This window comes from Maribacter forsetii DSM 18668 (genome assembly GCF_000744105.1).
Lineage (GTDB): Bacteria > Bacteroidota > Bacteroidia > Flavobacteriales > Flavobacteriaceae > Maribacter > Maribacter forsetii.
On record NZ_JQLH01000001.1, the window covers coordinates 3,548,536 to 3,570,988 of the forward strand.

General features: G+C 35.8%; 19 protein-coding genes. 6 read left to right on the forward strand and 13 right to left on the reverse strand.

Going from position 1 to position 22,453, the window contains the following annotated elements; genetic code table 11:
• Positions 1–231 precede the first annotated feature (231 nt).
• From P177_RS15095 to P177_RS15105, 3 genes are all read left to right on the forward strand, one after another.
• Positions 232–5,637 (forward strand): Calx-beta domain-containing protein, encoded by a 5,406-nt coding sequence (locus P177_RS15095; RefSeq protein ID WP_167333118.1) that lies wholly within the window; start codon positions 232–234, stop codon positions 5,635–5,637.
• A gap of 288 nt (positions 5,638–5,925) precedes the next feature.
• Positions 5,926–6,828 carry a PorP/SprF family type IX secretion system membrane protein gene (locus P177_RS15100; protein ID WP_036156064.1) on the forward strand — a complete coding sequence of 301 codons (903 nt, stop codon included), beginning with the start codon at positions 5,926–5,928 and terminating at the stop codon, positions 6,826–6,828.
• An 18-nt stretch (positions 6,829–6,846) separates the two neighbouring features.
• The gene (locus P177_RS15105; protein WP_036156066.1) at positions 6,847–8,793 is read left to right on the forward strand and encodes an OmpA family protein; all 1,947 of its coding nucleotides are present in this window, start codon (positions 6,847–6,849) and stop codon (positions 8,791–8,793) included.
• 75 nt (positions 8,794–8,868) lie between these two features.
• Here the strand turns inward: P177_RS15105 and P177_RS15110 are convergent, their stop codons facing one another.
• From P177_RS15110 to P177_RS15125, 4 genes are all read right to left on the reverse strand, one after another.
• Positions 8,869–9,417, reverse strand: coding sequence for a ClpP family protease (locus tag P177_RS15110; RefSeq protein ID WP_036156068.1), 549 nt, complete (start codon positions 9,415–9,417; stop codon positions 8,869–8,871).
• Between the two features lie 118 nt (positions 9,418–9,535).
• Entirely contained in the window at positions 9,536–10,369 is an 834-nt protein-coding gene (locus P177_RS15115) for a mechanosensitive ion channel family protein (protein WP_036156069.1), read from the reverse strand.
• A gap of 20 nt (positions 10,370–10,389) precedes the next feature.
• The gene (locus P177_RS15120) at positions 10,390–10,581 is read right to left on the reverse strand and encodes a hypothetical protein (RefSeq protein ID WP_036156071.1); all 192 of its coding nucleotides are present in this window, start codon (positions 10,579–10,581) and stop codon (positions 10,390–10,392) included.
• Positions 10,581–11,207, reverse strand: coding sequence for an RNA polymerase sigma factor (locus P177_RS15125; RefSeq protein ID WP_245233051.1), 627 nt, complete (start codon positions 11,205–11,207; stop codon positions 10,581–10,583). Before P177_RS15125 ends, P177_RS15120 begins: the two co-directional genes overlap by 1 nt.
• 78 nt (positions 11,208–11,285) lie before the next feature.
• Here P177_RS15125 and P177_RS15130 point away from each other — a divergent pair, with 78 nt between their 5' ends.
• Together P177_RS15130 and P177_RS15135 are read left to right on the forward strand one after the other, a co-directional pair.
• Positions 11,286–11,966, forward strand: a complete 681-nt coding sequence (locus tag P177_RS15130; protein WP_036156073.1) for a hypothetical protein — start codon at positions 11,286–11,288, stop codon at positions 11,964–11,966.
• Between the two features lie 43 nt (positions 11,967–12,009).
• Positions 12,010–12,975 (forward strand): peptidase associated/transthyretin-like domain-containing protein, encoded by a 966-nt coding sequence (locus tag P177_RS15135; protein WP_036156076.1) that lies wholly within the window; start codon positions 12,010–12,012, stop codon positions 12,973–12,975.
• A 209-nt stretch (positions 12,976–13,184) separates the two neighbouring features.
• Here the strand turns inward: P177_RS15135 and P177_RS15140 are convergent, their stop codons facing one another.
• The 3 genes from P177_RS15140 to P177_RS15150 form a co-directional block, all read right to left on the reverse strand.
• Positions 13,185–14,333 (reverse strand): MFS transporter, encoded by a 1,149-nt coding sequence (locus P177_RS15140; protein ID WP_036156078.1) that lies wholly within the window; start codon positions 14,331–14,333, stop codon positions 13,185–13,187.
• A gap of 113 nt (positions 14,334–14,446) precedes the next feature.
• The gene (kynU, locus tag P177_RS15145; RefSeq protein ID WP_036156080.1) at positions 14,447–15,715 is read right to left on the reverse strand and encodes a kynureninase; all 1,269 of its coding nucleotides are present in this window, start codon (positions 15,713–15,715) and stop codon (positions 14,447–14,449) included.
• A 65-nt stretch (positions 15,716–15,780) separates the two neighbouring features.
• Positions 15,781–16,251, reverse strand: a complete 471-nt coding sequence (locus P177_RS15150; protein ID WP_036156082.1) for a GNAT family N-acetyltransferase — start codon at positions 16,249–16,251, stop codon at positions 15,781–15,783.
• A 64-nt stretch (positions 16,252–16,315) separates the two neighbouring features.
• On the opposite strand from P177_RS15150, the gene P177_RS15155 reads away from it, so the two are divergent.
• Positions 16,316–16,957: an O-methyltransferase gene (locus P177_RS15155; RefSeq protein ID WP_036156084.1), complete on the forward strand. Its 642-nt coding sequence runs from the start codon at positions 16,316–16,318 to the stop codon at positions 16,955–16,957.
• Here the strand turns inward: P177_RS15155 and P177_RS19935 are convergent.
• The 6 genes from P177_RS19935 to P177_RS15185 form a co-directional block, all read right to left on the reverse strand.
• The gene (locus P177_RS19935) at positions 16,920–17,495 is read right to left on the reverse strand and encodes a phosphatase PAP2 family protein (RefSeq protein ID WP_084684710.1); all 576 of its coding nucleotides are present in this window, start codon (positions 17,493–17,495) and stop codon (positions 16,920–16,922) included. The genes P177_RS15155 and P177_RS19935 overlap by 38 nt on opposite strands.
• 6 nt (positions 17,496–17,501) lie before the next feature.
• Entirely contained in the window at positions 17,502–17,831 is a 330-nt protein-coding gene (locus P177_RS15165; protein ID WP_209435196.1) for a twin-arginine translocase TatA/TatE family subunit, read from the reverse strand.
• Positions 17,832–17,923: 92 nt separating this feature from the next.
• On the reverse strand, positions 17,924–20,236 hold the full coding sequence (locus tag P177_RS15170; protein ID WP_036156091.1) for a M1 family metallopeptidase: 2,313 nt from the start codon (positions 20,234–20,236) through the stop codon (positions 17,924–17,926).
• Positions 20,237–20,293: 57 nt separating this feature from the next.
• Positions 20,294–20,800 (reverse strand): DUF6702 family protein, encoded by a 507-nt coding sequence (locus tag P177_RS15175; RefSeq protein WP_036158583.1) that lies wholly within the window; start codon positions 20,798–20,800, stop codon positions 20,294–20,296.
• A 51-nt stretch (positions 20,801–20,851) separates the two neighbouring features.
• Positions 20,852–21,625, reverse strand: coding sequence for a peptidase associated/transthyretin-like domain-containing protein (locus tag P177_RS15180; protein ID WP_036156093.1), 774 nt, complete (start codon positions 21,623–21,625; stop codon positions 20,852–20,854).
• On the reverse strand, positions 21,615–22,358 hold the full coding sequence (locus P177_RS15185) for a peptidase associated/transthyretin-like domain-containing protein (protein WP_036156095.1): 744 nt from the start codon (positions 22,356–22,358) through the stop codon (positions 21,615–21,617). The genes P177_RS15180 and P177_RS15185 overlap by 11 nt, the downstream gene beginning before the upstream one ends.
• Between the last annotated feature and the right edge of the window lie 95 nt (positions 22,359–22,453).

The window sequence follows — 22,453 nt, forward strand, 5'->3', positions numbered from 1 at the left end:
TAAATTGATCAACATTATTTTTAAAGTATTTTTTTCTTCAATATGCATATACCCTACTTAAAGTAGCGATAAAAGGTGAATTAAAGAATATGTAATTATCGCCATGCCTCTTACACATCAAAACGAAACGCTTTCACAACATAAATAGTTTTTTTAAAGCTGTCAAAATTAACTTTGAGTTTGATAAAGTACATTCAATATGTTTTTTGAATGATCTTGATGCCAGGTATTATGTTTAAAAGCCTACTTAGAATCTTATTTTTTCTTTGTTGTGTTAGTCTATCTGCCCAAATAGATTTAACACTAACCCAGTCTGCATCTATTTGCTCTTCTGATGGTAGTATAACCGCAACGGCTAGTGGTGGAACCGAACCTTATCTATACAGTATTGTAAGTGGACCTGAGACTAGAGGGTTTCAAAGCTCTGAAACTTTTCTTGCTTTGCAACCAGGTGATTATTCTGTAGAAGTTAGGGATGCGACTTTCGCTAACGTTTCTGCGAATATTACGGTTACCGGCAATTATGTTCTTCCTACTTTAAATGTCAATATTACCAACCCCTCTTGTTCCGGTAGTTCAAATGGTCAGGTCATACTTACAGGAAGTAATGGCAATCATATCACTACTTCGGCTTTTCCAACCTATAAATACCGTATTGTAGATTTAAGTACCAGCCCGCAAACCGTACTTCAAGAGCAAAATTCAGATACTTTTACAGGACTCTCTGAAGGCACTTATACTTTTCAAATTGAAGATGACTGCCAAAATACGGTTAGCGAAACAATAACTCTAACAGCTCCTTCTATCACTACATTAAACAGTGCAATTAATTTTATTGAAAAAGCAGCTTGTGATACTTATGAAGTGGAATATGCACCATTTGGTCGGGGAGTATCACCTCATCAAATTACGGTTACCGAAGATGCAACAGGTACTGTATTTTTTTCAAGTTCAATAGATACTAGCAATGGGCTTTCTTATAGTCTTGGTACTAACTATAATTTTGGAAACGGTTATACAGCAAACATAGTCGATGCTTGCGGTCAAACTGAAACTAAGAACTTTACCTATACACCCGATATTGATATGTGGAGTCAGAAAGCATATGATTGCTCTGGCGAAACTGCGTTCTTTGTATTCGCCTCATTGACGAATTCGAGTTCTCAGGAAAAAAGTATATTAGTGCCGGCGACTCTTACGCTAACCAACCAAACAGATGCAGGCGATGTGCTTGTATATACCTTTACAGACCCTAACGACCTTGAAGCAGAAATTCGTGAAGCCGATATTCAACTTGGTAGTACATATGATGCTATTTTACAGGATAGTTGTTCATATACCATGAATACCGCTCTAACATTTACACCAGTTCCAGTAACTACATTTGAAGCGAATGTACGACCAGAACGCGGGTGCATGGACGGTACTACAGGTATGGGTTTTCATGTAAGAAACGGTGGAACCAATTATGGAAGGGTTACGATATTATCGGGTCCCGCAAGCTTTACATCTGAAGGTGGTGTTGTTACCAACTACAGCTATCCGAGAGTATTTGTGAATCCTACTGGAAGTTCTGTTTATCCAGAAGCTTTTCCTCCGGGAATATATGAAGCTGAAATTACAGATGGTTGTGAGTCTGGTATTGAAACTTTTGAAATTTTACCTTCACAGACAGTTCAACATGATTTTAGCTTAGATTTTTTACAAGGTTGCGGTAATTCAAACGCTCTAATTATCAATCCTAACGTTATCAGTAACATCAACAATACGTTCTATACCAATGTTACTATAACTAATTTAGATACGGGCAACTCGGTGTTTCGGGAGAGTATATTCTTTTTTACAGAAGGAACTCCGGTTACGGTACCTAATCTACCAGCAGGTAACTATCAATTGAATCTTGAATTTCAGAGCGGCGGTGAATGTACTTCTGGTCGTGCTTTTACATGTGCTTGCGAGCCCCAAACAAGAAATATAACTATACCTACATACGTATCTACTTCGTTTGACAATATTGTCGGTTACCTATGTACAGAAGGGTCGGGCGTTATTTTTGCAGAAGGGTCTAACGGTATTGCACCTTATCAATATGAAATAATAGATTCATCGGTTCCATCAAATATAGGACGTACTTCAACTGATGGTATTTTTACTGCAACAGATGAAGGCACTTACACCGTGAGAATAAGCGATAGTTGTGGCAACTCAGCTGATGGCGCTTTCGAAGTGGTTCCTTATTTACCTAATCTAGTTGCCAACTGCGAAGCTTTAGGTACACGTGTTACATTAACAGCCAACCCGGTTACCAATGCTATCTTCACCTGGATCGATGATTCTGGCAATATGGTTCAACAAGGTACTAGTAACGAGCTTGTTTTTGACCCTTTTGATGCTTCCCAAGGCGGAGAGTACATCTTGCAAGTTGAAGCCCCGGGCTTAAATTGTACTATTTTCGATGGTAACATTACCGTACCGGATATACCTTGCAGCTCTAGCATTGATGTAAGTAAAACTGTTGAAACCGGTCCAATCTATAATGTTGGTAATGATACGTATACCGTAACCTATAGGATTACTGCAGAGAATACTGGTGGATTAACCGGTTCTTATGATGTTACTGACACCTTCGTTTTAGGAACAGGATTCTCATTAAATTCGGCTACTTTGGCTTATGGCGGAGAAAGTGATGGCGTAGATGGTAGCATTTTAACTCCTTTTATTAGTGGAGATCAAATTATAACTTCTGAATCATTAACTGGACTTCGAACGGAAAGCTGGTTAGTAACGGCAATATTTACTTTAGATAAAGATTTATATGACCCTACCCAAAATTGTACTAATGGTGGTGGTCTTGGAAATCAAATTACCGTAACAGGTGATACCGATACCACCAATAACACAGCTTGTGTAACTGTTGATTTTGGAAATCTGGAAATTACGAAAGACGGAGTATATGTTGATACGGACGCGAACGGTCTTACCAATATCGGTGATGAAGTTGACTATACTTTTATTGTAACCAACACTGGTAATGTTGCTGTTTCAAATATTATTGTAACGGACACATTAATTGGTGGTGTTATTTCTGGACCACCTTCTGGAGATACCGATTCTGACGGACAATTAGACACTACAGAAACTTGGACGTATAGTGCTACCTACAGCATATCCCAAACTAACATAGATGATAATCAAGTAAATAATTTGGCGTCGGTTACTGGTGAAGACCCCGATTCCAACTCCATTACAGAAACATCTACAGATCCAACACCTTGCTCTTCATGTACCCCAGACCCCTTGTGTGAAAATTGTACCTTAACAGAGTTACCTAGAAACCCAAGTTTTACAATAAACGATTCATCTACGGTTGAAGGAACAAATAATGTCTTTACAATTACCACAACTAGTAGCATAAGTCAAGACATCACTTTTAATTTAGCGTATACCAATATTTCTACTACGGGTACTGATTATAGTGGTCCAAGTATGATTACACTTTTAGCCAATACCACTTCAGTCTCTTTCAATGTTACTGCAGTAGATGACAATCTAATTGAGCCTAACGAAACATTTGAAGTACAAATATCCAATGCCTCAAGTAGCGACATTAACATTACCGACGACACCGGTTTGGGTGAGATTTTAGATAACGATGACACCGCAGGTACAGGTATTTCATTTGAGAACGACAATATTACCGTAGACGAGTCTGCAGGTACAGCAACCGTAAACGTGTTACTTACAGGTAACGTCCCGGGCGGGTTTACTTTAGATTTCACGACAACCAATAATTCTGCTATTGCCCCAGAAGATTATACTACAAGTACAGGGCAGTTGACATTTACAGGTACCAATAGCGAAACGCAACCCATCACTATTTCAATTATAGACGATAACCTTATTGAGGCTTTGGAAAATCTAACGGTTGATCTTTCTAATCTGTCTACATCATTAATTTCCATTAATGATAACCAGGCTACGGTAAACATTATAGATAACGATGCAGACCCATCATTATATGGCGTTCAGTTTGATACTACTTCTGTTGAGGTAAATGAAGATGCCGGTACGGTTACTTTAAATGTAGTTCTAAATACGGATGTACAAGATGAGTTTACGGTTGAATACTACACTGTTGATGGTTCTGCCAATGATAGTATGGATTATACAGGTGTACCTCGTAATACACAGACATTGACATTTGGTGGTACAAACCCAAATACGCAACCAATAGTTATCCCTATTATAGATGATATAATTATTGAAGACCCGGAGACTTACAATGTGATTCTTGAGAATATATCTAGTCCGATCGTAGGTATTCTATCGGATAATACTGCTACGGTAACCATTATTGATAATGACGGTGATGAAGGTTGGCCTACTGATGAAACCATTGAAGCCTGTAATACTATTCCAGATGCATTCGTAATCACTTCTGATAGCACTTGTGCCATAACAGTTGATTATGATGAATTAGTGGAAGGGCAAGATGATGAGTGTGCTACGGAATATACGATTACCAGAACATGGACGATCACTGATTGTGTAGGCAATAGTCGCACGCACACTCAGGTAATTACCATTGAAGATACCATTGCACCGACTTTCAATGAGACATTACCTCAGGATATGACCGTAGAATGTAATATGGTGCCAGAAACTGAAACATTGACCGCGACAGATTCTTGTGAGCCAAACATCGAGGTAACATTTGAAGAAACGATTACCAATGAAGAAAACTGTGTTACCGGATATACCGTTACCAGAACTTGGACAGCTACCGATTGTGCCGGCAATGAAACAGAACATACGCAAATAATAACTGTAGCACCTAGAGAACCGATTACCAGTCTGCCGTATGAAGAAGAAATTACCATTATTTGTGGTGATGATATTCCTGAAGCTCCAGAAATGATCTTTATTGGTGGCTGTGGTAATTTTGAGGTTGTTTACAATGAAGAAACACAGACCACAGAAGATTCTGATGATTATTTGATCATTAGAACTTGGAACGTAACCGATTCTTGTGGAAATACCGCTTCTTTTGAACAAATCATATTTGTGCTACAACCTCAACTACAAGAGATTACAATTAACATCTGTATTGAAGAAGAGCCTATAGATCTATTGAACTATCTGCCAGAAGGTTTTGACAGCAACGGTACATTCATGATCTTAGAAGGTGATGTAGTTTTAGAAGGAAACTATTTTGACCCAATGGATCACGAGCTTGGTGAATATAAAATAGCCTACAGTTCAACTGAAGGCATATGTAAATATTATGTAGATTTCACCATCATTGTCGATACCGAATGTGTACCATGTAATAGAGGCGATATTGAAATTTCTAGAGCGGTTACCGCAAATGGTGACAGTATAAATGACTTCTTTGAAATAAAAGTAGTCGAGAATTGTGCCTTGAGTTTTGATGTTATGATTTTCAACCGATGGGGCGTAAAGATTTTTGAAGTTAAAGATTACCAAAACGACTGGGGCGGTGAATCTCCCAATGGTTCTTTTGGCAAATCTGAAATACTACCTACAGGAACTTATTACTATATTATAAACGCTACAGATAAAAGTACAGATACAAAACTAGAACCATTTAGCGGATACATCTATTTAGCTACGTAATAAAATCTACACACCTTATAAAAATGCCTTTTCTTATACGAATAGGCATTTTTTGTTTTCCGTAAATATTTGTTCTATTTAACTACTTCCAAAACCCCATAATTAATTCAATTTAATTCATCCGACAAATACAACTATTGAACGAAAATGCTGTTTCAGAACGAATAATATGGGGTGTCAGCCGTTAATTTTTAAATACTTAAGAACAGTCATTAAATTTGTATATAATAAGATAACCTACTTATTCACTAACATATAGCCCTAAAAAGCTAAACCCTAAATATAACCATGAAAAAAGCTAATCTACTTTTAGCCATTCTACTTTTATCAGGTGCTTTTGTAAGCGCACAGCAGTTACCACAGTTTACACAGTATATGTACAACACAATTTCTGTAAACCCAGCTTATGCGGGTAGTAGAGAAACATTGAATGCAACAATTTTACATAGAAACCAATGGGCAGGTTTAGAAGGTAACCCAAGAACCAGTACGCTATCTATTCATTCCCCAATGAAAAACGAACGAGTAGGTATTGGTGTATCTTATATCAATGATAAATTAGGTTTTGAAAGTACCAACTATTTTTATGGAGACTTCTCTTACACCGTTCCTGTTAGTCCGCAAGTAAAAATGCGTTTCGGACTTAAAGGTGGTTTTACAAGTTATAACCTAGAAAACCCTGATCCTAACGATCAGTTCTTCAATGCTAACTTTAATAGTATCAATCCCAATTTTGGAGCTGGTTTTTACATTGGCTCTAACAGATGGTACGCTGGTATATCCTCACCAAGAATACTGAATACAGATTTAAACGATGGTGAATTTGAAGCTATAGAGCGTAATAGCTACTACGCTATTGGTGGTATGGTATTCGACCTTTCTGAAACAACAAAGTTTAAACCCACCGTTATTACAAAATTCACTAATGGTGCACCGGCAACATATGACTTTACCATAAACTTTTTATTCAATGAAAAGTTTTGGATCGGTACTTCTTACCGTGTAAACGATGCATCTAATTTTGGTGCTATGATGGACTACCAAGTGTCTAGGGATTTTAGAGTTGGTTACGCTTACGATCTGCCTACCTCAGCTGTAAGACCTTACACTGGCGGTACGCATGAAATTATATTGATCTATGAACTTTTCAAAAAGGTTTTAGGTCCTGTTAAGTCTCCTAGGTACTTCTAACAATTTAATATCGATACGATGAAAAACAATAAAAACTTCGTGCTATTGATACTACTCTTGCTAGTAGGTCATTTCTCGATAGCACAAATTGCGTCACAAAAAAAAGCAGATTACTATTTCAGTAAATTCTCATATTCATTAGCTATTCCAGAATATGAAAGAATGGTTGAAACAGATTTTAATGCAGAATACGCACACCAACAATTAGCAGAGTGTTATTTACTAATACGTAATTACAAAAAGTCTATTCCGCATTTTAGTGCTGTTATAAATAATGCAACTTTACCAACAGATTACTACTTTAAATATGCCATGGCGTTATATGCCAACGGAGATTTAGAAGAGTCTGAAGCTTGGTTAAAAAAATATAAGAAATACAATAAGAACGATTCTCGTGTTAAACGTTTTTTAAAAGATGGTAATTTAGCTTCTGTTGTATTTAATAGTAGACAACGTTACGAAGTGGAACCTGTTGCCTTCAATTCTACTGAAAGTGATTTTGGAGTATATAGATTTATGGGAAACCTGTACTTCAGTTCTTCAAGAAGAGATGTCGTTACTGGTGAAAGTTACGGTTGGAACGATGAACCTTGGTTAGATCTTTTTGCCGTTCAAGAAGATAACCACATGTCTGAACCTATACGTGTAAAAGGAGATATCAACACAAAATTTCATGAAAGCTCCGTAGCATTTTCTACCGATTACAAGAATGATACGATCATGTACTTTACCCGAAATAATTTCTACGATAAAAAAGAGGGTTACGGTGCATCCAATGAAATAAATCTAAAAATATATACCGCAAAATTTATTGACGATGAATGGGTTGAGAACAGTAACCTTAGAATAAATAGTGATTATTTTTCTACGGGACACCCGTCTGTAAATCTTGCTAGAACACGTATTTATTTTGCTTCTGACAGACCTGGTGGTTATGGTGGTACCGATATTTACTATGCTGAAATTCATGAGCGTGGTGGTGTGCAAGAACCTGTTAATGCAGGACCTATTGTTAATACGGAAGGCAACGAAATGTTTCCGTTTATTAACGAAGAAGGAAAATTATTCTTTAGCTCTGATGGTCATGTAGGTTTTGGTCAATTAGATGTTTTCTCTACTATATCTAACGAAGATGACGAGGTTATAGACATTATCAACTTAGGTACGCCAATAAATAGTTCTAGTGATGATTTTGCTTATTACGGTTTACCTAACGGATTAGATGGCTACGTAAGTTCTAATCGAGAAGGTGGTGTTGGCAGTGATGACATTTACAAGTTTAAATTTACACCGTCCTTAGATGTTGAAGGTTATGTTGTAGATGGTGTAAACAATCAAATGTTAGATAGTGTTCAAATAAAATTATTTGATCAGGTAACCAATACCTTGGTTGCACAAACTACTACAGATGAAAATGGATATTATAGATTTCCAGTTAACAGAAAAACAAATTATATGATAGAGGCGGTTAGAAAAACCCACCCGCATAAAAACGTTTTCTTTAACACATCAAAAACTCCAATAGCTCAAAAAATAATGAGACAAGACATTGTGCTTGAACCTGTTCTAGACCTTAAACTATTAGCCGATCTAAATAAAATATACTTCGATTTTAATAAAAGTGATATTAGACCAGATGCTGCAAGAGAGTTGGATAAGGTGGTACGTGTTATGAACAACACCTACCCAGATATGATTATTAAACTTGAGGCACACACCGACCCTGTAGGTAGTCATAACTACAATGACAACTTATCTGAAAAAAGGGCAAAATCTACTTATGAGTACCTGATTGCAAACGGAGTCTCTGAAGACAGAATTGTTTCTTACAAAGGCTTTGGTAAACGTATGCCAATAAATCATTGTACCAGTAAACAAGATTGTTCACCAGAAGAATTGGAGCTAAACAGAAGAACGGAATTCCCAATACTACAGATTAAAAAAGGTGTCTTGGCAGCTAAATAAAATAAATACCAACCATAAAAAAAGTCCTTTACCAAAATGGTAAAGGACTTTTTAATTTTAATAGCTTAATACAAACTATTCCATAATACCGTCTACGATACCATATTTAATAGACTCTTCTGCATTCATCCAATAATCTCTATCGAAATCTTTTAAAACTTTGTCAAAATCTTGACCACAATTATCTGCTAAGATTTGTGCACTTAACTCTTTGGTCTTAATAATTTCTCTAGCCTGTATTTCAATATTAGAAGCCTGACCTCTTGCGCCACCACTTGGTTGGTGAATCATTACCTGTGCATGTGGCTGAATAAATCTTCTACCTTTTTTACCAACTGATAATAAAATAGAACCCATTGATGCCGCCAAACCTGTACAGATTGTAGAAACCGGACTCTTTAAAGCTTTTATAGTATCATACATTGCAAAACCAGAAGTAACATAACCACCCGGACTATTAATATATAGTTGTATTTCTTTATTGTTCTGCATATCTAGATATAACAACCTGTCAATTACATGTTTTGCAGAATCGTCATCAACCATACCCCATAGAAAGACTTTTCTTTCCTCCAGCATTTTTTCATCTATGGCTTCCTGAATTTTTCCTTTTTTAGCACTCATATTTTAAGTTTATTTATCTCTAACAAAATTAATGAATTAAATCATAAACATGAATAGCAATAATCCTTTAGATTATAACCTAACCTGTTTCCATGAATTAAAAAACGTTAATATTCGTTTAGGATTGTTCTTCTACGGTAACTGTTTTCTCTACCACCTTTTTAATTGGGATAACTACTTTACCGGTTTTCGTTTTTAATATCATTGAAATATTGTCGATACCTATTACCGTACCTTGTAAATCTCCAATTTTCACCTTGTCCCCTACCTCATAAATCTTTCTTGAGTAAAAGGTTCTTAGCAAATCACCTACAATTTCTCTTGATCCTAAACCTAATGCCAATGCTATAGCCAATAAAAATGCACCTAGTACGATCGTAAAGTTATTGGTGATTATTTGTGTATCTATACCCGCTTGGTTTAATGCCGTGATACTTACAAATATGATAATTAGGTAAAATAACACGTTACCTAAAAGCTTACCACCACCTAAACCAATGGAGTCAAATACCTTAACTATGGTTTCTTTTATAGTTTTGGCTAAAAACAGACCGATCATAAAAATGATCATTGCTGATAACAATATAGGTAAGTACCTTAAAAGGTTAGCAATTTCGGTAGATATAATGGTTAAGCCCATAATATCTGAAGCAACAATTATAAATACCAACCATAAAAGAACCTTTATAAAAGTGACGATTATTTTAGGTAAGTCTATTTTGATATCGGCATCTCCAAATAATTTTGCTTCATTAATTTTTTCAGAAGCTTTATCTAATTTGATCGCTTTAAATATTCGTCTTAATATGAAGGTGACCACCTTAATGATTATCCACCCAAAAATAATTACGATAAATGCCCCAAATATACCTGGCAATGCAGAAGCAATATCCTTGAATATATTGCTTAAAGAATCGAAGGTGAGGTCTTTCCACTTATCAACTGTTTCCATATAACTTTTCTACTTTATTTTTATTCGCTTTTAGATTTTGTATTTAGCATACCTTCAATAATAGAAGCAAAACTACCTGTGAACAAATGAGACAATTCCATTATCAACTTAGCCGTAGCAACGTCTTCCATAACTTTTTTACGTAGTTCTGGCGGAACATCCTTTAGATCTCCCTGTAAGTTTTTAAATGGATTTTTGTCCTGTTCTAACATTAAGGTAGGGTTTTATACATTTCGGTAACTTTCGCTTTTGCTCTTTTGAGCCTCATTTTAATGGCACTTGATTTTAATTCTAATATATCTTCTAATTCTTTAATAGAAGCTCCATCTTGATATTTTAATAGCAATATCGATTTATCTTCAGGGGCTATAAGTTCTAAGGCTTTCTTAAGTTTATCCACTTGCATTTCAAGCAACAAATTATCCGTCACCTCTACCGGAACATCTTCATGTGTTTCAAACTTAACCGAATTATCATTTATTTTCCGCTCCTTATTTCTATTCACGTAATTAACACAGAAATTATAGGTAAAAGAATATAACCAGGTAGAAAACTTTGAATTTCCTTTGAACGAACCCAATTTTACATAAAGCATTAGAAAAATATCTTGAGTTAAGTCTTCTGCCTCTTTATTAGACTTAGCAAAACCCAAACACTTATTGTAAACTAATTTCGAGTACCTATCATAAAGCACTCCAAAGAGCATAGAGTCATTGTTCGCAACAATGCGCTCCACTAACTCTAAATCAGTATAGTCTTTGTTCACATCACCCGAAACCGATTTTTCGTTAAATTGGTTTCCGATAATTATAAAACATAGCTTTTTAAGAAATGTCACTTTGATAGATGGTTTACAAAAAATAAAAGTAGGTTAAAGATACCGTAATTGATATATTTACTTGAAAATCTGCTTAAAATGAAAAAATTAATTATTCTCTCCGTGCTAATATCAAGTGTTTTTACAGCATGTAAAACCGACCAAAAAAAGCCTAAAATTGCTGTTGCCGAAGATACGCAATTGACAGTTCTTGAAAAAATCGCAAATGCGAACGGATTTGAAAACTGGAAAAATGTTGAAAGTATCAAGTTTACTTTCAATGTAGATCGTGAAGATGAGCACTTTGAACGTACCTGGTTATGGGAAACGGCACCTAACAACGTAACCATGATGACCAGACAAGATACCATTACATACAACAGAAAATCTGTGGACAGTACTATGACCGCGACCGATGGCGGATTTGTAAATGATAAGTTTTGGTTATTGGCACCATATCAATTGGTATGGGACCAAAATAGTTTTACCCACAAGCTTACAGAAAATGTAGAAGCGCCTATAAGCAAAACAACTATGCATAAATTGACTACTGTCTACAATAATGAAGGCGGTTATACACCTGGTGATGCTTATGATTATTATTTTGGTGATGATTATATTATTAAAGAATGGGTGTATAGAAAAGAAAATCAATCTGAACCTAATATGACGACCACTTGGGAAGACTATAGAACACTAAATGGATTGCACATTAGTATGATGCACAAAAGACCAGATGCTGATTTCTCTCTTTTCTTTACAGGTGTTGAGGTGAAATAATTAGGTACGGAGTTTGATATTGTTCAGATTTAACTAACCAATTATGAAATTATCGCTTTTCACATTACTTCTTTTTTCCTTTTTCGGCTATGCCCAATACAGTACTAGCGCTATTGTCTTGGATAGTGCAGATAATACACCATTAGAATTTGTTGGCGTTTACAATAGTAAAGACCACACGATGACAAATGCAGATGGACGTTTTCAGTTCTCATCATCATTAGATTCTATTACAATTTACAGAGTTGGTTATGATAAATTAAACACCACTTTTCAAAAATTGGGAGATACTATTCACCTCAACAAAAGTGTACTAGAACTAAACGAAGTTACCGTTACCAACGAAAAAACGCTCTGGCAAAAGGTTGGGGATTCTGTGAGATCAAACTACCCTATTTATCCTTATAAAGAGAAATTTTTGTTAAGAGGCGTACTACGGTATAATGGTGAAATTACCCGTATACAAGATTTACAAGGAAAGTTGGAAAGGAGAACACTTCTATACACTAAAGAGATAGATCCCGATAAAAAGGACTTTAAAGTAGAGTTAACCAATATGCGTAAAGTTGGTTTAGTTAAAGATGAAAATGATGTTTACTTTATTTTCGAATCGTTCAATAGTCTATTCATGAATCTAATTCCTATGAACGCAACAGGAGATGATTTTGATTTGACTGAATCTAGTTTCGATAATGGTAATAAAATCAGCATTAATTTTCAATCAAAATCCGCTATAAAAGATGAAGATTTTTATGGATATTATATTATAAATACAGAAGACTACGCAATGGAAAGGTTTAAAATGACAGTAGAACTATATGATAAGCCTTTTAAAAATAGTGGTAAGCATATTAGATATAGAACAGTGTCCTATGAAAAGGAAATATCTCTTTCTAAATCTTCCAATACGAGTAAATATTACATAGCTTCCGCTAAGTACGATGTAAAAGTAGAACTGACAGATGAAGAGAACTCTTTTACCTCTTTTACGATGTTTCATTTATTCTAACGACATCTGACAATGAAGGTGATTTTGACGTCAAGAAAAACGTGAGCACATCAAAAGACTTATTCAAGATAAACTACCCGTACGACCAAAGTTACTGGAATGCACAAAACCAATTGCTTTTAACTGATGAGATGCTAGAATTTATCGAGAAAGTACAAGATCCCGCCAGTGAATTTAAAATCAAGAGTAATATTAAAAATTAAGAAAAGCTAAGCAGTTTTTCGCTTCAACAAAAGTGTAAATAATAGTATGAGAAATGCACAAACAAGCAATACCACAAAGCTTCTAGTTAAACTGTAATTCTCTGCTAGAAAACCCAAAATTGGTGGTGCACATAAAAACCCCGCATAACCCGTACCTGCAATAAATGCAATGCCTTTAGAAGATTCAATTCCTTTTACATTTCCTCCTATTCTAAAAACTTCGGGTACCATTACAGAAAAACCTAATCCATTCAAGGTGAAACCTATAATACTTAAAGTAATGTCTGCCGAAAGCACTAAAAAATAACCTAGTATCGCGAAAACAGCTCCCAAAGCCACAATTTTCACCGACCCAATTTTATCACTAATACCATCACCTAAAAACCTACCTAAGGTCATGGTAATTTGAAAACCCAAAAACCCAATTCCCCATAAAGCTTTCGGAGCTAATGCTACTTCCTTAAGATACAATCCGCTCCAATCCACTATAGCTCCTTCGCTACCCATTGCTATAAATGAAATTAGACCTAGTAACAATAATGGCTTTAAAAGCCCTAAGCTAAATGGTTCATTTTCAATTTGCTCCGCTATTTCCGAAAAATACTGACTCCTAAATTTCAAATTGACCAATACTACCAACAAAACGGCAAATGACATGTGTAATACCGGATTTGATAACGGACCAATTAAAAAACTACCCAACCCTGCCAATACTCCACCTAGACTAAAAAAACCATGGGAAGCTGCCATAAATTTTACCTTGTCTTTTTTTTCGATCTCGGTTACCAAAGTATTCATAGCGATATCGGTAATACCGTTTGCCGCTCCAAAAAGAAATAATGCCACCATCAACACATAATAATTAGGTGCTAATAAGGGCAGCATAGCCGCGGTACAGCTCATCATTACACCATAAAAAGTAACCTTACCTACTCCAACTTTATTGACAATACCAGAAGCAAATGGAAATACGGTAAATACCCCTAATGCCAAAAAGAATATAGCTATACCTAATTCAGATTTACTAATTTCCAAAGCATCTTTTACCGTAGGTATATAGATTGCCCATGTACCAAATAGAATATTTATACTAGCGAAAACCCATGAAGGACCGAAGTATCTAGCATTCCCTAAAATTAATCGTAATGATTTCACTTTTAGTTGGTTGTTGGTTGTTGGTTGTTGGTTGTTGGTTGTTGGAAATAAAAGAATACATTTCTATTCTCTATATTCTATCCTCTATTCTCTAAATTCTATATTCTAAAAATCTAATTTGCAAGTACCCCTGCTTTTAATATCTGACCAAAACGATACATATCTTCATAGGTAGAATAAAAAGGTGCCGGTGCTAAACGGATTACGTTAGGCTCCCGCCAATCGGTCACCACGCCGTTATCCATTAGATAATTGAACAAAGATTTTCCTTGTCCGTGTAAGAATACAGACAATTGACAGCCTCTATCTTTAGGAGTGATAATTTCAAAAGAACTATCTACTTCTTTATCTATTTCGTGTAAAATGAACTCTAGATAAGAAACAATTAACGTTCTCTTTTCTATCAGCTTTTGCATGCCCACTTCTTCAAACATAGTCAGTGATGCTAGATATGGTGCAACAGATAAAATAGGTACATTACTTATTTGCCAGGCATCAGCGTTTTCCATAGGCTCAAATTCTGGCTTCATAAGAAAACGGGTTTCCTTCTTCGTTCCCCACCAACCTTCAAACCGTTGCATATCCTTTTTATTTAGGTGCTTTTTATTTACAAAAATCCCCGATGCATTCCCCGGACCACTGTTCATGTACTTGTAACTACACCAAGATGCAAAATCGGCATCCCAGTCATGTAATTTCAATTCCACATTACCAACGGCATGCGCCAAATCCCAACCAACGTTGGCACCAACAGCTTTTCCGGCTTTTGTTATGGTTTCCATATCCATCACTTGCCCGTTGTAATAATTGACCCCACCCATTAACACAAGAGCCAGCTCATCACCCAATTCTTCAATTTTCGCTAGTATATCTTCGGTTCTCCAATGATCCTCTCCTTCACGCTTTTTAATCTCTACGATAGTTTCTTCCGGCTCTAAACCATGAAAGCGAACCTGACTTTGAAACATATATTGATCACTGGGGAAAGCTTTTTCCTCACATAGAATTTTAAATCTTTTTTTTGTGGGATTGTAAAATGAAACCATCAACAAATGAAGATTTACTGTCAAGGTATTCATTACCGATACCTCTTCCGGCAATGCACCAACCACTTTTGCCAAAGGTGCCGCTAAGCGCTCATGATAATCCCACCAAGGTTTTTCAGCATAAAAGTGACCTTCTACGGCTAGTTCTGCCCAATCTTTCATCACTTCATCCACAAAAGCCTTTGTTCGTTTTGGTTGCAGACCTAAAGAGTTCCCTGTAAAATAGATAACTTCTTCCCCTTTAATTTTAGGAAAAATGAACTCATCTCTATATGCTTTTAAGTTGTCTTGCGCATCTAAAGACTGTGCAAACGCCAACGTATTTTTAAATTCCATAACTAATTTTGTATAAAAGTAATCATAAGCCTATAATTCTATAGACGCTATTCAATAATTGGGTACTACGATTCTGTTCTTAAGCGCATTTCTATCATATGCCTTTTAAATCCTTTTTTCTCATAAGCTCTAATAGCAGGATCATTATCATTATACACATGCAACCGTATCTCAGTTAAACCTGCTTTTGTAGACCAATCTTGCAGGGCGCTTACTATTTTACCATTTATACCCTTACCTCTATAATCCGGTTCTGTATACATGAATCCAAAGTAAGCATATGTTTCATGATCTAGGTAATGTCTAGCCGGTTTTTCCAAGGCATAGCCAGTTGCTACAATTTTATCTCCTTCACAAGCAACCATAACTGTTGCTCTAGGGTTTTCCATTAACATGTCTAAATTATAATAAGTAACGTCGGTACTTCTAATGGTTGGGTCCATCGGGCGTTCTGCTTTCACAACTTCCTGCTCATGTTGTAACAAAACAGGTATATCACTTTTTACCGCTTCTCTAATCGTAATTTCAGTATTCATCGCTCTACTCTTTTTCAGTCCTTTAAATTAAGGCTTAAAACCCTATTTTTGCAAAAAGAAACGCATGCATTTTCTATCACCCCTTTTAGAAAACTATTTAGCCGATAATTCACAAGCTGAACCTAAATTATTACAGGAGCTTACACGCGAAACGCATTTAAAAGTCATACAACCACGTATGCTTACAGGGCATTTTCAAGGTCGTGTGCTTAGCTTACTTTCTAAATTGATGAATCCCACCAATATTCTTGAAATTGGCACTTATACCGGGTATTCTGCTTTATGCCTTGCAGAAGGCTTACAGAAAAACGGACAATTACATACCATAGATGTCAATGCAGAACTAGAAGAGATTCAGCGTTCCTTTTTTGACCGAAGCGATTACGGTTCTCAGATTATTCAGCATGTGGGCAATGCGTTAGATATCATCCCAAAAATGGATATTACTTTCGACCTTATTTTTATTGATGCCGAAAAAAAACAGTATGATAAATACTTAGAGGCCGTTTTACCTAAAACCAAATCTGGATCTGTTATTCTTTCTGATAATGTATTGTGGTCCGGAAAAGTAGTTGAACCGTTAGACCCTAAGGATGTTACTACAAAAGTATTGCTGGATTACAATAAGAAACTAAGTGAACACCCGCTTTTAGAAACCGTTCTGCTACCTATACGTGACGGCCTGACCTTAAGTAGGGTAAAATAAGTAGACCGTATAACCTATAGAACAGCCAAGCTGATACGATACCTACCAAAGCACCCACCATTAAATCAATGGGGAAATGTACACCTACATACACCCTGCTCATAGCAAATAATAGGGGCCAAATATAAAATAGGTAAACCCACTTAAATTTATGTCTTAGAAAAAGTACCGTTAAAGTGATAATCGAAAAAGATGATGATGCGTGACCTGAGAAAAAACTGAAGCCAGACGGACTACGCAATATGCGAATTAAGGTATTTAGTTCCTCATCATTATTGGGGCGTAGTCGTGCAACAACGTGCTTTGTTAAATCGGTTATGGTAGCTACAAAAGCCGCCATGACCAAAATGGTCAAAATCATTGTTATGGCCTCACGTTTTGGAAACTTAAAAAAGAAAAGAAAAACGATAAGTGCAAATAAGGGAATCCAAGGTGGAAATTTGGTAACCGTAGACCAAAAAGCATCATACTGCTCAATACCAAGACTGTTTAGATAGACAAAGGTATCTCGGTCCCATTGTAAAATGTCATCTAACATAGAAGTTTACTTTCGCTTGATGCTACCCGTTACTTCATTGATATTTTTACTAACGTCATTAATTTGTTTTTTGACGTCATTACCTAAACCAGAGCTAATGTCTTGTTTCATATCGTCGATATCTTTTTTAATATCGGTCACAAAACTAGTATCTATACCCTGCTTGTCAGCACTCTTCTGAATTTCTTGTTTAATATCTTCAGTAGCATCTTTAAGTTGACGCATACCTTTACCTAAACCCTTGGCAATACCAGGAATTTTATCGGCACCAAAAACCATCACTACAATAAACATAATGAAGAAAATTTCCGCGCCACTAATAAATAATGAATACATAGCAATCATACTACAAATATAAACAAGTTTAGTATCGAAATTAAAAAAGCCCCGTAGTTATACGAGGCTTTTAACAATAATTATTTTCTTAATTATTTTCCTTTTACTCCATTCTTCATTTTATCGAAATCGCTCTCTTGCTCTTTCTTAGGCCAGCTATTGTTCGTTGTATCAATATCCGCCGTTTCCATTTTAGGATCAATGTTTATTCCTTTTAACTCAGAAGTAGATGAAATTACCATACTTACCTCTTTGCTGTTCTTTCTCCAAATTTCTGGAGGGTAGGTAACATTCTTAACAGAACCGTCTGCATACGTATATTCTACGATCAATGGCATTGGTAAGCCACCTGGGCTGTTATATGTTACTTCGTAGAAAAACTTAGGCTCTTTTATTGCCGCTCTCTCTGCCGCTGTCATGTTATCCATCATAAACTCTTTTAAAGTTTTAGATGTTTCTGATGGCAAGTTATCTTTCAATTCAGGTGATACCATAGCTGCATCGTCATATTCCTCTAAGTAAACCATTGGTGGTAAATTAGATTCTGGAATACCACGCTCTGCCAAATACGCTTTCATTTTTTTGTTTGGCTGATCGCTAACATAGTATTTCTTAATATCCTTTACGGCCATATCTACATAATCCGTAGTATAGAACCATCCTCTCCAATACCAATCTAAATCAACGGCAGACGCATCTTCCATTGTTCTAAAGAAATCTTCTGGGGTAGGGTGCTTAAATTTCCAACGGTGAGAATATGTTTTAAAAGCATGATCAAATAACTCACGCCCCATTACAGTTTCTCTTAATATATTCAAAGCTGTTGCTGGCTTACCATACGCGTTTGGACCTAATTGAAATACGTTCTCAGGATTTGACATAATTGGAGAAATAGTACTTTGATCACCGCTCATGTAAGGTACGATCTTTGCTGGATCACCTCTTCTAGATGGGTATTTATCATTTGGCGCTATTGCCGTAGGGTAGGCTTCACCAAATTCCTGCTCTGCCATGTATTGCATAAAGGTATCTAGACCTTCATCCATCCATCCCCATTGACGTTCGTCTGAGTTTACGATCATTGGGAAGAAGTTATGACCTACTTCATGAATAATTACACTGATCATACCATATTTAGTTCTATCTGAATAGCTACCATCTTTGTTTGGTCTACCGTAGTTCCAGCAAATCATAGGGTATTCCATACCTTGACGCTTAGCGTGTACAGATATTGCCTTAGGATAAGGATAATCAAAAGTGTGAGATGAATATGATTTCAATGTGTGCGCAACTGCCTTAGTTGAATACTCTTCCCATAAAGGATTACCTTCTTTAGGATACATAGAAACAGCCATTACATCTCTGTTTCCTAATTTAACTGCTTGCATGTCCCAAATAAACTTTCTTGAAGTTGCAAAGCCAAAATCACGAACATTTTCAGCCTTTAGCTTCCATGTTTTTGTTTTCTCTGAAAATCCTTTTTCTGCTGCTTCCGCTTCTGCTTGAGTAACGATAATAACAGGCTTGTCATAAGATTTTTTAGCCTTTTCATAACGGCTCATCATTTCCTTACTGTAAACTTCTTTTCTATTTTGAAGTACACCTGTACCATCTAAAATATGATCTGCAGGTACCGTAATATTTACTTCATAGTCACCAAATGGAAGTGCGAATTCGCCATTACCCCAAAATTGGTGGTTCTGCCATCCTTCTACATCATTGTATACTGCCATTCTTGGAAAGAATTGAGCAATTACATATGCTCTGTTGCCATCTTCCTCAAAAAATTCATAACCAGATCTTGCTCTGTTTACCGTATGGTCAGGTATGTTATAGTTCCATTTTATATCAAAAGAAAAGTCATCGCCACTCTTTAAAGGTGTAGGTAAATCTACACGCATCATAGTAAAGTTGATCGTAAATGGCAATGCTTTACCAGAAGCATCTTTTACGTAGTCTATATTAAAACCACCATCAAAAGACTCTGTCATGTAATTCCCAACAAATTTTTCAGGAGAATCACCTAATGAAATTCCACTACCGTTCTTTAATGCAGCTTTAGAATCTTTTTCTCTAACATTTTGATCTAACTGCACCCATAAATACTCTAGATCATCTGGAGAATTGTTGGTGTATGTAATGGTTTCTTCACCAAATAATTTGGCATTTTTATCGTCTAAACGAATATCCATTACATAATCTGCCTGCTGTTGGTAGTAATCAGGACCAGGTGCACCAGATGCAGATCTGTAAGTATTCGGCGTAGCGAACTCTTCATACAATTGTTTAAACTTGCTCTGGTTGTAATGCCCAGGCTCCTTTTCTTTAGTGACCGTTTCTTGTGCAAAAGATACCGCCGCGAAAAGGAATAAAATAGACGCAACTGCGTACTTTACTCTTATCATTTCATAGTTATTTAGTACTGGAAAATTAAAGTTTTTATAGGGATATCTTAATATATGTTACAAATTTAACATTCCTTTAGGACTTGATTTTATGAGTACGTAGCTCTTTTTCTGACCATCGATTTTCATATGTACCACATTTTGTTGGTCATCATAAATATCCGTCAGAACTTCATTGGTTATACCTATTTGCTTTAAAGTATTTAGAGAAACATTGGGCACTTCTAAATAACAAATGACCATATCAGAATCGTACTTATGCCCAATAAAGTCATACTTTGCTGTTTTACCATTGATTTCTACCAAGAATTTGGTACGTAGGTATTTCTCCAAAAATTCTTTATCTATAGCCGTTTCTTTATCTGTTCCTAACACCGCTGGGTATCCATAGCGTTCTTTCAGCACCGTATTCATATCATCTATAAAAACCCGGGTAATTATTTGTACTGCCTCATCCTTCTCAGAATAATCAACATTGGTAACACTAATGTAAAATTTATGTGCTCCGGCAAATGCAAAAATTGGAAGAATAAATAATAGTAGTACCGGTTTAAAAATTTTCATATTGTTTTGTTTCATCACCTTATTACAAAGCATATGCCAAAGATTTGGCGACTAATCTAAAGAATTATTTTCTCTATATAATAAACTTTTCCTTCGTAAATATTCCCAAATCTCTATTTTGCTATGGGTATCTACTATTTGTTGAAATCTAGGGTCTACCTCGCAGTAATATAAGAAATCATCAATTTTATCTTCAGGGATGGATAGCTGTTTTACATACACGCTATCGGCATAAAACGTTCTTACACGTTCGGTACGATCATAAAGCTTATTACGCTCCACCCTTTTCTTCAACATTTTGGTACGACCAGAAATACCATTCAGCAAAGCATCCATACTCATAATGGGGTTTTTGGTTGCGGCTTGTAATTCTCGTTCTGCCTTGGTAGGTATTTTTACATATGCATTGGGCAAACCCAATGTAGATGACGTAACCACTGGATCTATATCTAACGTAGATAGATCCGTTAATAAATTACCACTAAGACTATATGGTGTTACCGTCACTTCATCTAATTCTGTTAAAGCATCTTCTAGCCCAACAGAAATCAACTTACTTTCAAAAATTGCGGAACTGATTACTATAATTTTCTTTTTGTATTGAACTGCAGAGAACTCCAAAGTATCGTATAATTTTACTGGAATAGCAAAATACCCGTATTCATCTGTAATACTGGCTCTTTTAGAAGTAAGGTTAAGTACATGTGTAGCGGCAACATCACCGTCATCACTATACACCCTACCCTCTAATTTTTTAAACTCGCCAATTTGCGCCCATGAGAAGACACTAGAAAAAAGTAATAATAAAAGGAGTCTACTCCTCATTTAAATCTTTAAGAAAAGTCTTACTGTGATTAACCATTGCATCTATCAGCTGAAATTCATTCTCCTTCTTAAGAAGCGATGTTGCAGGCATTTGATCATCACAATAGTATAGAAACTCATCTATTTTATCTTGTGGTATCTGTAAATCCATTACAAAGAAAGAATCATCATAAACTTGACGTAGTACTTCACTCACCTTTAATTTAGGTGCTTCCTCTACATTTTCGTTTTGAGATTTAAATATAGCCCTAAAAATATTCACAAAATTTAAACCGTCTTGCATCCCCTTGTCAGCATCTGACATGGCAACATTATCTACCCCGGTACTACGATCAATTTCGTATTCGTACTCTTTAAACTCTTGGTTCTTTACTTCTAAAAAACGTTCTTGCTGTTCTGGGGTAATTACCACCTCGTCCAATTCCGTCACTTTTTCGTTTACCTCTACCACCAAACGATTGTTGGCTAAAATTTCTTCGGTAATGGTCACTACTTTTATTTTGTAATTAATGGCAGAAAAAGCAATTTGGTCACCCACCTTTACATTTATTCTGAATAAACCTTGATCATTGGTTATGGTGGCATGTTCAGCAGTGACATTGATCACATTTTCATTGGGTACCCCAATGTTCATATAAATTACGGAACCACTTAAAGGCCGTCTGGTATCATCTTGCGAAAAGCCTGATATTGTGCTAAGTAATACGAGTAAAAAAAGTAATTTTTTGGTCATTTAGTGTATATTAAAAGGGATAACACCCTAAGTAAAGTGCATTCAAAAGATAAAGAAAAGATTTGTAATCTTCATAAAAAAAAAGCCGCCAATAA